Consider the following 12229-nt stretch of genomic DNA (forward strand, 5'->3'; position numbering starts at 1 on the left):
CCGGTACCGCCACCGTCACCGTGTCGGTCTCCCAGGTCTTCGCGGGTTCCCGCGCCCAGGGGATCGGCGGCACCGGGGCGTCGTGCGCGGACCAGCCCGCGCACTGGTCGGCATACGTGGCGGTGGTCGGCGTCTTCAGCATCGACAGGGCCGACCAGTCGGGCCGGGACTCGGACCCGGTCCGGCGCCACCCGCAACCGCGGGTTGTCCGCGGCCTGGTCGGGTGTGAGCACGAACGCCGACGGCAACCCGGCGGCGTCGACCGCGGCGTGGGTCCTGCTGCCCGGCCCAGGCGTTGAACCGCTCCCGCTCCCGCTGCGGCAACGGCCCGCCCGCCGCCACCGGCACACCCGGCCCGATCAACGCCCACTCGGCACCGGCCGGGCCGAACCGCGCCACACCCCTGTCCTGCCGGCCCCACCAGCACACCACCGGCCCCACCCAAACCCGAACCCCTAGGGCGCGGTGCGCGGCACCCGCCACCCGCTCAACCCCCGGTACCGGTGCGCGACCCCGCCGGGCAGCAGGTACTCGGCCAGCACGTTGCCGGTGCGGCGTTGCGGCAGGCCCATGTCGTGCATCAGCTCGTCCGCGCAGTGGATGTCGTAGGGCCCGAAGTCGTAGCCGCCGGAGCCCGGGAGCACCTGTTCCTGCCAGGCCAGGCGGTCGTCGACGGCCTCCCGCATCAGCGTGGGGCGCAGCTCGCCGTGGAAGTGCCGGGCGAGCCACTGCGCGCTCAGCTCCACGCCCATGATGTTGTTGAAGACCTGCCGGAACCCCACGAACCCCAGCCGGTCCACGCCGGGCGGCACGATGCCGCGGTAGAGGCGCAACCGCCCGGCGGGGTCGTGCACCCGCACCGCCGGGTCCAGGAACGGGAAGACCCTGCGGTGGCCGGTGGCGAACACGACCACGTCCGCGGCCAGCTCCTCGCCCGTGGCCAGCCGCAGCCCCCGGCCGGTGAAGCCCTCGACCGCGCTGACCCGGGCGGACAGCGTGCCGCGGCGCAGGGCCCGCACGTAGCCGCGCGGCACCACCCCGGCGTGCACCAGGTGGAAGGGGAGCGGGTGGGCCGGCCGCAGCCGCTTCGGCAGCCGGTAGAACCCCGACGAGATCAGCATGTCCTGGCTGATGAGCCACCACAGGACGCGTTTGGTCCGCGCGCTGAGGCGATCGACCCGGCGGACGCTGTTCGCGTCGTGGTAGAGGGGCAGGAGCGCTTCGCCGAGCCGGGTGAGCAGTATCCACTTGTAGCCGACCAGGCCGAGCAGGAGCCGTTCGGGGATCATCCAGTTCACCCGGCGCTGCACCAGCACGGCCGAGGACGCCTCGCGCGCGGCGCGGGTGGCCAGGTCCAGTGCGGACCTGCCGCCGCCCACGACCACCACCCGCCGCCCGGTGAACGCGCCGGCCCGCACCTCGTTGGAGTGCAGCGCGGTGCCGCGGAACGACTCGCGCCCCGGCAGGTCGGGCACGTTGGCGTGGTGGTGCGCCCCGCTGGCCACCACGACGTGGTCGAAGGTCTCCCGGCGCACCGGTGCCGCCTCGTCCCCGGCGGGCCGGAACCCGACCGACCAGCCGTGGGCGCCCACCCGCCCGGGCCCGTCCACCGGCCGCACGGAGACCACCTCCGTGCCGGGGCGGAGGCGGTCCAGCACGCCGAAGGTCCTGGCGTAGTCCTCCAGGTAGAGCTGGGTCTCCGGGGCACCGGCGAAGTGCAGGCGGTTGGGCAGGTCGGCGAACTCGAACAGGCGCGACGCGGCCTGGTTGGCCAGCCCGTCGTAGCAACCGCCCGGCGACCAGATCCCGCCGACCCACCGGTACTTGTCGATGACCGTGACGTCGAAGCCGTGCTCCAACAGCACCTTGGCGGTCACGATCCCCGCCGGTCCCGCCCCGATGACGCACGCCCGCATGGCTGCCACCCCCCTGGGGGACAGCATGCCGCACGGGCCCCGACTAGCACCCGATGCGCTTGGTGCCCAGCGCGATGTCGTCGTACCAGATGTCGTAGGAGCCCCCGTTCGGCTGGTAGAGCTGCCAGCCGATCTTGACCGTGTCGAACCGGGGGAACAGGAAGTCGACCTGGTTGCCGCCGTGGCTGCGGGTGGACACGGTCAGGTCCGGCGCGGCCGCGCCGTCGAACCACAGCTCGACCCGGTTGTCGGCGGCGTCCATCCGCCACTCGACGCACTGCCACCGGTCCGCCCGCGAGGGTGCCGACTCGCGCCAGTTCGTCCAGTCACCGGTCGGGCCGCCGTCCGCGCCGACGCCCCACAGGGCCCGGTCGAGGGTCGGCACGTACTGGCCGCCGAGGGGGCGGACGACCTCCGGGCCGTCGCCGGTGGTCTCCACGAGGGTGTAGTGCGCCCAGTCCGGCTCGGTCGGGAACCCGGCGACCTTGACCCGCACCCGGCCGTAGAAGCTGTTGCCGGGCGCGGCGAAGCCGTCGACCTTGAGGAACGCCCGGCCGTTGCCCTCGGTCCGCGCGTGCAGCACCTTCTGGCCGCGGCGGTCGCGCTCGACCTCCAGCGAGCCGTCGCGGGTGTCCACGCCCCACTTCAGGCTGGTGCCCGCGCCCGTGGGCACGCGCTGGAAGTCCTCGCAGAACAGCAGATCGGCCTTGGCGCACGTGGTGAGCCGCTGGGGCGCCGGGCCGGAGGCCGCGGCGACCGGCAGGGCGACGACCGACAGCAGGGCGGCGAGGACCGCCGAGGACAACCGCTTCCGCACGTCTGGCTCCTTCTGCGCTGAGGGGGCAGGGAAGGAACGTAGCCGTTCTGGGAACGCTCCCATACCTCCGCGCGGCGCAAAGCTCCTCGGCATCCGGAGGTAGTCAAGTTTGTCTAGTCGTGGCTAGGCTCTAGTCAAACTTGACCAGTGGAGGTTCGCATGTCCGTGACGCCCTACGTGATGGTCGACAGCGCCCGGCGGTTCGGGGAGTTCGTCCGGGACGCCTTCGGCGCCGAGGTGACCAACGTCGTGCCGCTGCCGACCGACCCGGAGCGGGTGGTGCACGCCGAGGCCCGGATCGGGGACGGGGTGCTGTTCTTCGCCGACTCCGGGGCCGACGGCTGCCGGTGCCTGCCCCCGCCCGCCGAACCGGTGCACGTCCAGCTGTGGGCGACCGTGCCCGACGCCGAGGGGACGTGGGCGCGGGCCGTCGCGGCGGGTGCCCGACCCGCCGTCGAGGTGACCGGTCAGGATGACGGCGGCAGGATGGGCGGCTTCGTCGACCCGTTCGGGACGCTGTGGTGGGTGAGCACGCCCGCCTGACGGGAGGGGTTCGCGGGATGTCGGCGGTTCGGCTGCTCGTGCTCGGCGCGGTGCGGCGGCGGGGGCGCGCCCACGGCTACCAGGTGCGGGCCGACCTGGAGTCGTGGGGCGCGCACGAGTGGTCCAACGCGGCCCCGGGGTCGGTCTACCACGCGTTGAAGGCCATGGCGGGCCAGGGGCTGCTGCTGGCCGGGGAGACCTCGCCCAGCGAGGCGGGCGGGCCGCCGCGCGTGGAGTACGAGCTGACCGGGGAGGGGGAGCGGGCCTACTTCGACCTGCTCCGCGCCGCGCTGACCAGCCGGGACCCGCGCCTGGACCTGCTCGCCGCCGCGGTCGGGCTGATCGAGGACCTGCCCCGGGCCGAGGCCGTCGAGCTGCTGCGCCGGCGGGTGCTGGTGATGGACGAGTGGCACGCGGCCGTCGCCGGGCACCTGCCGCCGGGCGCCGAACTGGACGAGTGGGGGCCGGTCGGCGAGGTGGTCGGCCTGTGGCTGCACACCGCCCGCAGCCGCGCCGAGTGGACCCACCGGTTGCTCCGGCGGCTGGAGGAGGGTGCCTACCGGATGGCGGGGGAGTGAGGCGCTTGGCGGGTGGCCGAGGCCGGGTGGGCGGGGCTGGGCCGGGCGGGTGGGGCCGGGCGGTTACTCGAACCGCGACGGGTCGCCTGCCCCGCGCCGGATCACCTCCGGCTCGCCCTGCGAGAAGTCCACGACGGTGGTCGGCTCGGTCCCGCAGTCACCCGAGTCCAGCACCGCGTCCACCACGTGGTCCAGCCGCTCCTTGATCTCCCACCCCTGCACCAGCGGCTCGTCCTGGTCGGGCAGCAGCAGCGTGCTCGACAGCAGCGGCTCGCCCAGCTCGGCCAGCAGCGCCTGGGCCACCGGGTGGTCGGGGATGCGCGCGCCCACGGTCTTCTTCTTCGGGTGCAGCAGGCGGCGCGGCACCTCGTTGGTCGCCGGCAGGATGAACGTGTAGCTGCCCGGCGTGGCCGCCTTGATCGCCCGGAACACCGCGTTGTCCACGTGCACGAACTGCCCGAGCTGCGCGAAGTCGCGGCACATGAGCGTGAAGTGGTGCTTGTCGTCGAGGTGGCGGATCTGCCGGATGCGGTCCAGCCCCTCCTTGTTGCCCAGCCGGCTGCCCAGCGCGTAGCAGGAGTCGGTCGGGTAGGCGACGAGCCCGTCCGCCTTGATCAGCGCGACCACCTGGTCGATGGCCCTGCGCTGCGGGTTGACCGGGTGCACGTCGAAGTACCTCGCCATGCCGGGAGCCTAGTCCCCCGAACGGCCGAGCCCGAGCCGCGGGTCCGGGCACGACGCCGGGCGACTCCCCACCACGGCGTGATCCCTCACCTTGGTGTCCGCCGGGACGCCGGGTTCGCGCCCCGTGACGGTCCACTCAGGGCCCTACCAAACCTCGTGCCCACTTTCGCGCGAAACAAATGCCCGGCGCGGTGATCAAGACTCTTCTCACTCTGCGACATCACCGACTAGGCCGTTAGGGTCCTCCGTTGGGCTTTGCCAGTGAATCGTACCGAGGGAACGCGACATGTTTTCGCTGATGAGTATTGTGCCGTTCTACTCAAAGTTTTTTAGTCGCCTTATCGGGCGACATTGGCTTGCCCGATCGGGGCTCGTCCTGTTGCTGGTCGTGGCGCTGGTCCCGTCGGCCGCCGCCTCCGACGAGCGCTACCCGCCGCGCGTCCAGGTGTTCGTCGCCAACAGCGGGTCCAACTCGGTCACCGTCTACGACACCCGGTTCGGCCAGGTGGTGGCCACGGTCCCGGTCGGGCCGGGGCCGGTCGGCGTGGGCGCGGCGCCGGGCACCGACCGGGTCTTCGTGACCAACGAGAAGGCCGACACCGTGTCGGTGATCAACGCGCGGACCTACGAGGTGGTGGCGACCGTGCCGGTGGGCAAGCACCCCTTCGGCGTGGCGGCCACCCCCACCCACGCCTACGTCACCAACTTCGGCTCGGACTCGGTGACCGTGTTCAACGTCGCCAACAACAAACCGGTCCGCGAGATCCCGGTCGGCCGCTTCCCGCACACCCCGGCGGTGAGCCCGGACGGCAAGCTGGTCTTCGTCACCAACAACGGCGGCCAGAACGTGACCGTCATCGACACCGACGACAACAAGCCGATCGGCACCATCCCGGTCGGCCTCTACCCGGCGGGCGTCGCCTTCAGCCCGGACGGCGAGCGCGCCTACGTGGCCAACACCGGTTCGAACACGGTGACCGTCATCGACGTCGACCGGGGCAAACCGGTCGAGACCACCGACGTCGGCCGGGCGCCGATCGGCGTCTCGGTCACCCCGGGCGGCCGGGTGCACGTGGCCAACGCGCTGGTGGACACGGTCTCGGTGCTCGGCCCGTCCGGCGACCCGGCCGGGCCGCAGGTCCCGGTGGGCGACCAGCCCGAGGGCGTGGCCGCCGCGCCGGACAACAGCTTCGTCTTCGTGACCAACGCCAAGGGCAACTCGATGTCGGTGATCGACGCGGTGACGGCGGCCGTGCTGGGCACCGTGCCCGTGGGCAACGAGCCCGAGGGGATCGCCGTCACGTCCTGACGCGCGGGTCGGTGAGCGGGATTCACGTACGGTGGGTGTCGACTGCGCCGTCCAGAGCGAGTCCGGAGCGAGGAGTGCGGATGCCCAACACCGGTCGGGTCCTGCGGACCGAGTGGATCACCCCGCGCATGGTCCGCGTGGTGCTCGGCGGCGACGGGCTGGCCGACTTCGCGACGGGCCCGCACACCGACAGCTACGTCAAGCTGCTGTTCCCGCGGGACGGCGTGACCTACCCGGAGCCGTTCGACATCGGGGTCGTCCGCGAGACCATGCCGCGCGAGCAGTGGCCCAGCACCCGCACCTACACCGTGCGCAGGTGGGACCCCGAGGCCCGCGAGCTGTGGATCGACTTCGTCGTGCACGGCGACTCGGGCCTGGCCGGCCCCTGGGCGGCCCGGGCGCGGCCCGGTGACCTCCTGCACTTCGCCGGCCCCGGCGGCGCCTACTCGCCCGACCCGGCCGCCGACTGGCACCTGATGGCCGGGGACGAGAGCGCCTGGCCCGCCATCGCGGCGGCCGTGGAGGCGCTGCCGCCGGGGGCGCGGGCCGTGGTCCTCGCCGAGGTCGGGGGCCCCGAGGACGAGCAGGCCGTGGCGACCGCGGGCGACGTGGAGCTGGTGTGGCTGCACCGGGGCGACCGGCCGCGCGGCCGACCGGTCGTCGAGGCGGTCGGCAAGCTGGACTTCCCGGACGGCCTGGTGCACGTGTTCGTGCACGGCGAGGCGAACATGGTCAAGGAGCTGCGCGGCCACCTGCGGCTGGACCGGGGCGTCCCGCGCGACCGGATGTCGATCTCCGGCTACTGGCGGCTGGGCGCGGACGAGGACGGCTGGCAGTCGTCCAAGCGGGAGTGGAACCAGCGGGTCGAGCAGGAGCAGGAGCGGGGCTAGCGCGCTCCGCCCAGCACCTCGTCCAGCCCCAGCGGCACGGCGGGCGGCAGCGGCCCGTCGGCCTGGCAGGCTTGGAGGAAGTAGGCCACCAGCCGGCGGGACGCCGCCCGCGTCACCTCCGCCGACCCGGTGCTGACGCCGCTGTTGGCCATCAGCAGCAGGACGAAGTCGTCGACCGTGAAGTCCGCGCGCAGCCTCCCGGTCGCCTGGGCGCGCCGCACCAGCTCGGCGAACGCGGCCTCGGCCCGGGCGCGCTCCTCGGTCACCGCCAGGGCGTCCGGGTGGGCGGCCAGGAACGCCGCGCCGAACCCGCGGTCGGCCGCGTGCATCGCGCACATCTCGGTGACCACCACGCAGAACCCGCGCCACGGGTCGGGGTCCTCCAGCCCCTCGTGCACGACCGCGGTGCACGAGGCGAACTGGTCCGCGAACACCTCGGTGACCAGCGCCTCCTTGGTGGGGAACCGCCGGTAGAGGGTGGCCGCGCCGACGCCCGCGCGCCGCGCGATCGTGGTCATCGGCACGTCCAGGCCCTCCGCCGCGAACGCCTCCCGCGCCGCCGCGAGCACCCGGTTGCGGTTGGCCAGGGCGTCGACGCGCAACCGGGTCGGTTCGCCGCTCATGACTCTCACTTTAGCGGAAGTGGATGACACCTTCCGCTTCTCCGGGTTAGAAGTGGAAGACAGGTTCCACTTACTGCGGAGGACGACGATGCGCGCAGCGCTCTACGACCGGTACGGCCCGCCCGAGGTGCTGTACGAGGGCACCGTGCCCGAACCCGAGGTCCCGCTGGGGCACGTGCTGGTCCGGGTGCACGCGACCAGCGTGAACGGCGGCGAGCGGCTGATGCGGTCCAGGTGGTTCGGGCCGTTGTTGGGCAGGCGGTTCCCCAAGCGCGTCGGTGTCGACCTGGCGGGCGAGGTGGTCCGCGGGCCGGGTTTCGCACCGGGCGCCCGGGTGTGGGGCTTGCTGCCGTACGGTCGGTTCGGCAGCGCCGCCGAGTTCGTGTCCGTCCACCCGCGACAGCTCGCCCCCAGCCCAGCCGGGCTGGACCTGGTCGAGGCCGCCGCCCTGCCGGCCGTCGGTACCACCGCCATCACCGCCCTGCGCGACAAGGCCCGGCTGCGGGCGGGGGAGCGGCTGCTCGTGCGCGGCGCGAGCGGTGGCGTCGGCAGCGTCGCGGTCCAGCTCGGCAAGGCGTACGGCGCGCACGTCACGGCGCTGGCGAGCGCGCGCAACCTCGACTTCGTCCGCTCGCTGGGCGCCGACGAGGCGGTCGACTACGCGGTGGACCCGGCTTCGCTGGGCCGGTTCGACGTCGTCCTGGACACCTACGGCGCCGGGGCGAGCGCTTACCGCCGGCTGCTCGCGCCCGGCGGCCGCATGGTCGGGATCGCGTTCCGGTCGGCCGGCGACATCGCCTACCTGCTGGCGTCCCAGGTGTTCGGGGCCCGGCGCGTCCGGTTCTTCAGCGGCAACCCCAAATCCGAGCTGTTCGCCGAGCTGACCGCGCTGGTCGAGCGCGGCGCCCTCCGGCCCGTGGTCGAGGCCGTGCACCCGCTCGCGCGGGTCGCCGACGCCCACCGCGCGGTGGAGGTCGGTGGCGTGCGGGGCAAGCACGTGATCCGGATCTGACCCGCCGGTGACCGGGTGATCACGGTCCGCGTCCGGTGGTAACGCGGCGTGCGAACGGCCGATGGGCATCAGGCGTACACCCGTTCGGCGTCTGGAGTGGGCAGTGGTCGAGAACTCTGCGTTCGGTTTGGTGATGTTGCCCGGTGAGGTCACCGTGACGGTGACCCGCGAGGAGCACCACCAGGGTCCGTTAAGCCGGTACGACGTGGTGCCGGGCGGTCAGCGCGGCGTGGCCGTGGAGCTGGGCTGGTGCACCATCGGCGCGGGCAAGTACCGCGGCGAGCCCGCGATCGAGGTCCGGCTGGACGGGGAGCGGGTCGGGGAGCTGACCCGCCTGATGTCCCAGCGCTACGCCGGGCTGGTCGGCCAGGTGACCGGGCAGGGCGGCAGGCCCGGGTGCGAGGCGGTGGTGCAGCGCGGCCCCAGGGGGCTGGAGGTCGTGCTGCGCCTGCCGCGCGACACCGGGGCGGTCCTGCCGGGGCCGCAGCCGACGGTCGCGTTCGCCCCCGCTCCGGCGCCCGCGGCGCCCGGGAAGTCGCGCCGTCCACTGTGGATCGCGGCGGGGATCGTGGTGATGTTCGCGTTCATCGGGGCGTTGGCGAACGACGACGAGCCGCCCGCGAACACGGCGGCCAACCTGAGCACCACGGCCGCCGCGACGACCACCACGACCCGGACGACCACCACGACGACCACGCCGCCGCCCACCACCACGACGACCACGACCACCACGACGACGACCACGCCGCCACCCCAGCCGGCTCCCCAGCCCCAGCCCCAGCCCCAGCCGCAACCTCAGCCTCAGCCTCAGCCCCAACCGCAGCCCCAGCCCCAGCCGGTGCCGCCGCCCGCCCCCAAGCCCGCGTGCGACCCCAACTACAGCGGCTGCGTGCCCATTGCCAGCGATGTCGACTGCGCGGGCGGCAGCGGTGACGGCCCGGCTTACGTCACCGGACCGGTCAACGTCATCGGCACCGACATCTACCGCCTGGACAACGACAAGGACGGCGTCGGCTGCGAGTAGGTCAGCCCACGGGCTCCTCGGCCGGCGCCGGCCGAGGAGCCAGCACGTCCGCGAACACCGCCGCCAGCACGCACAGCACCACGGGCACCGCGAACGCGACGTTGAGCGGGATCCAGTGGGTCAGGCCGCCGATCAGCGCGGGCCCGGCGAGCAGGCCCACGTAGCCGAGCCCGACGACCCGCGCCATCAGCGCCCCGGACGCCCTGGTGTCGAGGTTGCCCGCGGCGCTGAACAGCTGCGGCACGCCACCGGACAGGCCCAGGCCGAACAGCGCCCAGCCCACCAGTGCCAGCGGCAGCCACGGCGCGACCACCACCAGGGTCAGGCCGGCCGCGGCCAGCGCCGCGCCGTACCGCACGATCGCCACCGGGCCGATCAGCGCGGCGACCCGGTCGGTGGCGAACCGGCCCGCGGTCATCGCCACCGCGAACGCGCCGTAGGCGAACGCGGCGGTGCTCGTCGAGGTGCCCAGGACGTCCCGGGAGTGCAGCGCGGCCCAGTCGTTGGCCACGCCCTCGGCCAGCATCAGCGCGAACGCGATGGCGCCCAGCAGCCAGACCAGCTTGCGCGACGGCCGCACCGACGGCGCGGCCGACGTGCCCGCGGCACCGGTCCCGGGCTCGGGCCGGCCGTCGATCACGAACCGGGCGGCCAGCAGCGAGACCACCGCGCAGCCCGCGCCGCACGCGGTCAGCGACACCGCGGTCGGCACCCCGGCGGCCAGCGTGCCCGCGCCGACCAGGGCGGCCAGCGCGCCGCCGACCGACCACATGGCGTGGAAGGAGGCCATGATCGGCCGCGGGTAGGCGCGTTCCACCACCACGGCGTGCGAGTTCATCGCCACGTCGATCGTGCCGTTGCCGAAGCCGAAGAACAGCAGCGAGAGCGCCAGTGTCCACCACGAGCTCGCCAGGCCCGGCGTGCACACCGCCACGCCCAGCAGCACGCCCGCCGCGGGCAGCAGGCGCCGCTGGCCGAGGCGGTCGGCCAGCGGGCCGGCGACCTGCATGCCGACGAACGCGGCGCCGCCGAGCAGGAGCAGCAGCGCGCCCAGGGTGCTGTGCGAGATGCCGGTGGCGCGTTCGACGTTCGGGATGTGCACCACCCACAGGCCGACGGCGAACCCGTTGAGGGTGAAGTAGGTGAAGGTCGCGACGCGGGCGGCGCGCGGCAGGGGGTTGTTCATGCGGTGGTGCTCTCCTGTGCGGGTCGGGCGACGTGCACGAGCACGCCGCGCGCGGTCAGCGCGGCGCGCTGGTCCTCGGGGGCCGTGGGGTCGGTGACCACCACGTCGGGCCGGTCGGCCGGGCAGACGTGGGCCATGGCGGTGCGGTCCCACTTGGTGCCGTCGGCCAGCGCGACGACCCGGCGGGACACCGCGATCGCCTGCTGCTTGACCTCGGCGTCGGGCAGGTCGTGCGCGGTCAGCCCGCCGTCCAGGCTCAGCGCGCAGGGGCTGAGCACGGCGACGTCGAAGCGCAGGGCCCGCATCGAGGCCAGCGCCAGCGGGCCGACCAGGGCCAGCTCACCGGGGCGGGGCTCGCCGCCGGGCAGCAGCAGCCGCACGTTCGGCGCGTCGAGCAGTTCGCGCGTGGCGTGCAGGGACATCGGCATGACGGTGACGGTGCGGTCGCGCAGCAACCGCGCCAGCTCCACGGCCGTGGTGCCGCTGTCGAGCAGCACGGTCTCGCAGTCCCGGACCAGCTCCACCGCGGCGGCGGCGATCGCGCGCTTGGCGGCGACCGCGGCGGCGGCGCGCGCGGTGAAGGGGGGTTCGACGCCCGAGGGGGTCGCGGGCACCGCGCCGCCGTGCACCCGCCGCAGCACACCGCTCGCGGCGAGCAGGTCGAGGTCGCGGCGGATGGTCATCTCCGACGCCCCGGTCGCCGCGGCCAGCTCCGCCACGCCGACCTGGGTCGAGTCGCGGAGCCGGTCGACGATGACCCGGTGTCGTTCGGCGCTCTTCACCCCTGGAGTGTGACAAGAGGATGAGCGTTCGAACAAGTGAAATGTTAGAACGCTCATGAGGCGTGGTCGTGTGGGACGTGGAGCCGGAGTCCTCGGGGGCGACGGTGACGCCGACGCGATCGCCCGGTCCACCGGTGGACGCGGTGGCGCCGGGCTCGATCACCCTGCTGCACGGCGCGTACCCGGCGCGCGAGCCGACGAGGCGGGCGCGTTGATTCCGGTGTTCTTTGCAACCTCCCGGACCGCCCACGGCATTTATCGGGGTGTGGAGCCTACGAGGGGCAGGCCGGGTGTGACCGACGACACGGGGACGGGAGGGGTGTCATGAGCGGAAGAGCAGTGTGACCGACCACGATTTCCACGCCTACGTGACGGCGAGCGCCGCCATGCTCCGCCGCACCGCCCTGCGGCTCTGCGGGGACCGGCACCACGCCGACGACCTGACGCAGACCGCGCTGGCGAAGCTGTACGCGGTGTGGCCGCGGTTGGGGCGGGACGTGCAGTTGGACGCCTACGCGCGCAAGGTGCTGCTGCGGACGGTGATCGACGAGGCGCAGCGGCCGTTCCGGCGGTACGAGGCCGCGGTGGAGGTGCTGCCGCCGGTGGGCGTGTCGGCGGCTCGGGTGGAGGACGTGCTCGACGTGCGGGCCGCGCTGGTGCGGTTGCCGCCGGGGCAGCGGCGGGCCGTGGTGCTGCGGTACTGCGTGGATTTGAGCTTGGCGGAGACCGCGCGGTTGATGGGGTGTACGGAGGGGACGGTGAAGAGCCAGGCGGCCAAGGGGCTGGCGGCGCTGCGCGGGATGTTGGCGCCGGGGCGGGTTGCGGCGTGACGGTGGCGGGGTGACGGTGGCGGGGTGACGGTGGC

General features: G+C 73.8%; 14 protein-coding genes. 8 read left to right on the forward strand and 6 right to left on the reverse strand.

Going from position 1 to position 12229, the window contains the following annotated elements; all coding sequences use genetic code 11:
• Positions 1 to 455: 455 nt before the first annotated feature.
• Together EKG83_RS19685 and EKG83_RS19690 are read right to left on the reverse strand one after the other, a co-directional pair.
• A complete protein-coding gene (locus tag EKG83_RS19685; protein WP_033433088.1) occupies positions 456 to 1916 on the reverse strand; it encodes a flavin-containing monooxygenase in 1461 nt (486 codons plus the stop codon).
• Positions 1917 to 1959: 43 nt separating this feature from the next.
• Positions 1960 to 2733 carry a hypothetical protein gene (locus tag EKG83_RS19690; protein ID WP_033433089.1) on the reverse strand — a complete coding sequence of 258 codons (774 nt, stop codon included), beginning with the start codon at positions 2731 to 2733 and terminating at the stop codon, positions 1960 to 1962.
• 159 nt (positions 2734 to 2892) lie between these two features.
• On the opposite strand from EKG83_RS19690, the gene EKG83_RS19695 reads away from it, so the two are divergent.
• The gene (locus tag EKG83_RS19695) at positions 2893 to 3276 is read left to right on the forward strand and encodes a VOC family protein (RefSeq protein ID WP_033433090.1); all 384 of its coding nucleotides are present in this window, start codon (positions 2893 to 2895) and stop codon (positions 3274 to 3276) included.
• A gap of 17 nt (positions 3277 to 3293) precedes the next feature.
• Positions 3294 to 3854: a PadR family transcriptional regulator gene (locus tag EKG83_RS19700; RefSeq protein WP_033433091.1), complete on the forward strand. Its 561-nt coding sequence runs from the start codon at positions 3294 to 3296 to the stop codon at positions 3852 to 3854.
• A gap of 63 nt (positions 3855 to 3917) precedes the next feature.
• On the opposite strand, the gene EKG83_RS19705 is transcribed toward EKG83_RS19700, so the two are convergent.
• A complete protein-coding gene (locus EKG83_RS19705; protein WP_033433092.1) occupies positions 3918 to 4538 on the reverse strand; it encodes an L-threonylcarbamoyladenylate synthase in 621 nt (206 codons plus the stop codon).
• Between the two features lie 388 nt (positions 4539 to 4926).
• Here EKG83_RS19705 and EKG83_RS19710 point away from each other — a divergent pair, with 388 nt between their 5' ends.
• Both EKG83_RS19710 and EKG83_RS19715 read left to right on the forward strand, forming a co-directional pair.
• The gene (locus EKG83_RS19710) at positions 4927 to 5847 is read left to right on the forward strand and encodes a YVTN family beta-propeller repeat protein (protein ID WP_228122708.1); all 921 of its coding nucleotides are present in this window, start codon (positions 4927 to 4929) and stop codon (positions 5845 to 5847) included.
• Positions 5848 to 5927: 80 nt separating this feature from the next.
• Positions 5928 to 6737, forward strand: a complete 810-nt coding sequence (locus EKG83_RS19715) for a siderophore-interacting protein (protein ID WP_033433093.1) — start codon at positions 5928 to 5930, stop codon at positions 6735 to 6737.
• Here the strand turns inward: EKG83_RS19715 and EKG83_RS19720 are convergent.
• Positions 6734 to 7360 carry a TetR/AcrR family transcriptional regulator gene (locus tag EKG83_RS19720; protein WP_033433094.1) on the reverse strand — a complete coding sequence of 209 codons (627 nt, stop codon included), beginning with the start codon at positions 7358 to 7360 and terminating at the stop codon, positions 6734 to 6736. The two genes, EKG83_RS19715 and EKG83_RS19720, sit on opposite strands and share 4 nt — an antisense overlap.
• Before the next feature lie 88 nt (positions 7361 to 7448).
• Between EKG83_RS19720 and EKG83_RS19725 the strand changes: the two genes are divergently transcribed.
• A complete protein-coding gene (locus EKG83_RS19725; RefSeq protein ID WP_033433095.1) occupies positions 7449 to 8372 on the forward strand; it encodes an NAD(P)-dependent alcohol dehydrogenase in 924 nt (307 codons plus the stop codon).
• A gap of 205 nt (positions 8373 to 8577) precedes the next feature.
• Positions 8578 to 9396 (forward strand): hypothetical protein, encoded by an 819-nt coding sequence (locus EKG83_RS46950; protein WP_194283104.1) that lies wholly within the window; start codon positions 8578 to 8580, stop codon positions 9394 to 9396.
• A 1-nt stretch (position 9397) separates the two neighbouring features.
• On the opposite strand, the gene EKG83_RS19740 is transcribed toward EKG83_RS46950, so the two are convergent.
• Positions 9398 to 10582, reverse strand: coding sequence for an MFS transporter (locus EKG83_RS19740; protein ID WP_033433096.1), 1185 nt, complete (start codon positions 10580 to 10582; stop codon positions 9398 to 9400).
• Positions 10579 to 11364, reverse strand: coding sequence for a DeoR/GlpR family DNA-binding transcription regulator (locus tag EKG83_RS19745; protein WP_033433097.1), 786 nt, complete (start codon positions 11362 to 11364; stop codon positions 10579 to 10581). Before EKG83_RS19745 ends, EKG83_RS19740 begins: the two co-directional genes overlap by 4 nt.
• 62 nt (positions 11365 to 11426) lie before the next feature.
• Here EKG83_RS19745 and EKG83_RS19750 point away from each other — a divergent pair, with 62 nt between their 5' ends.
• Entirely contained in the window at positions 11427 to 11579 is a 153-nt protein-coding gene (locus EKG83_RS19750) for a polysaccharide deacetylase family protein (RefSeq protein WP_153278235.1), read from the forward strand.
• Between the two features lie 126 nt (positions 11580 to 11705).
• Positions 11706 to 12194, forward strand: coding sequence for a SigE family RNA polymerase sigma factor (locus EKG83_RS19755; RefSeq protein WP_228122709.1), 489 nt, complete (start codon positions 11706 to 11708; stop codon positions 12192 to 12194).
• The last annotated feature ends 35 nt before the right edge of the window (positions 12195 to 12229 follow it).

It is taken from the genome of Saccharothrix syringae (assembly GCF_009498035.1).
In the GTDB taxonomy this organism is placed as follows: domain Bacteria; phylum Actinomycetota; class Actinomycetes; order Mycobacteriales; family Pseudonocardiaceae; genus Actinosynnema; species Actinosynnema syringae.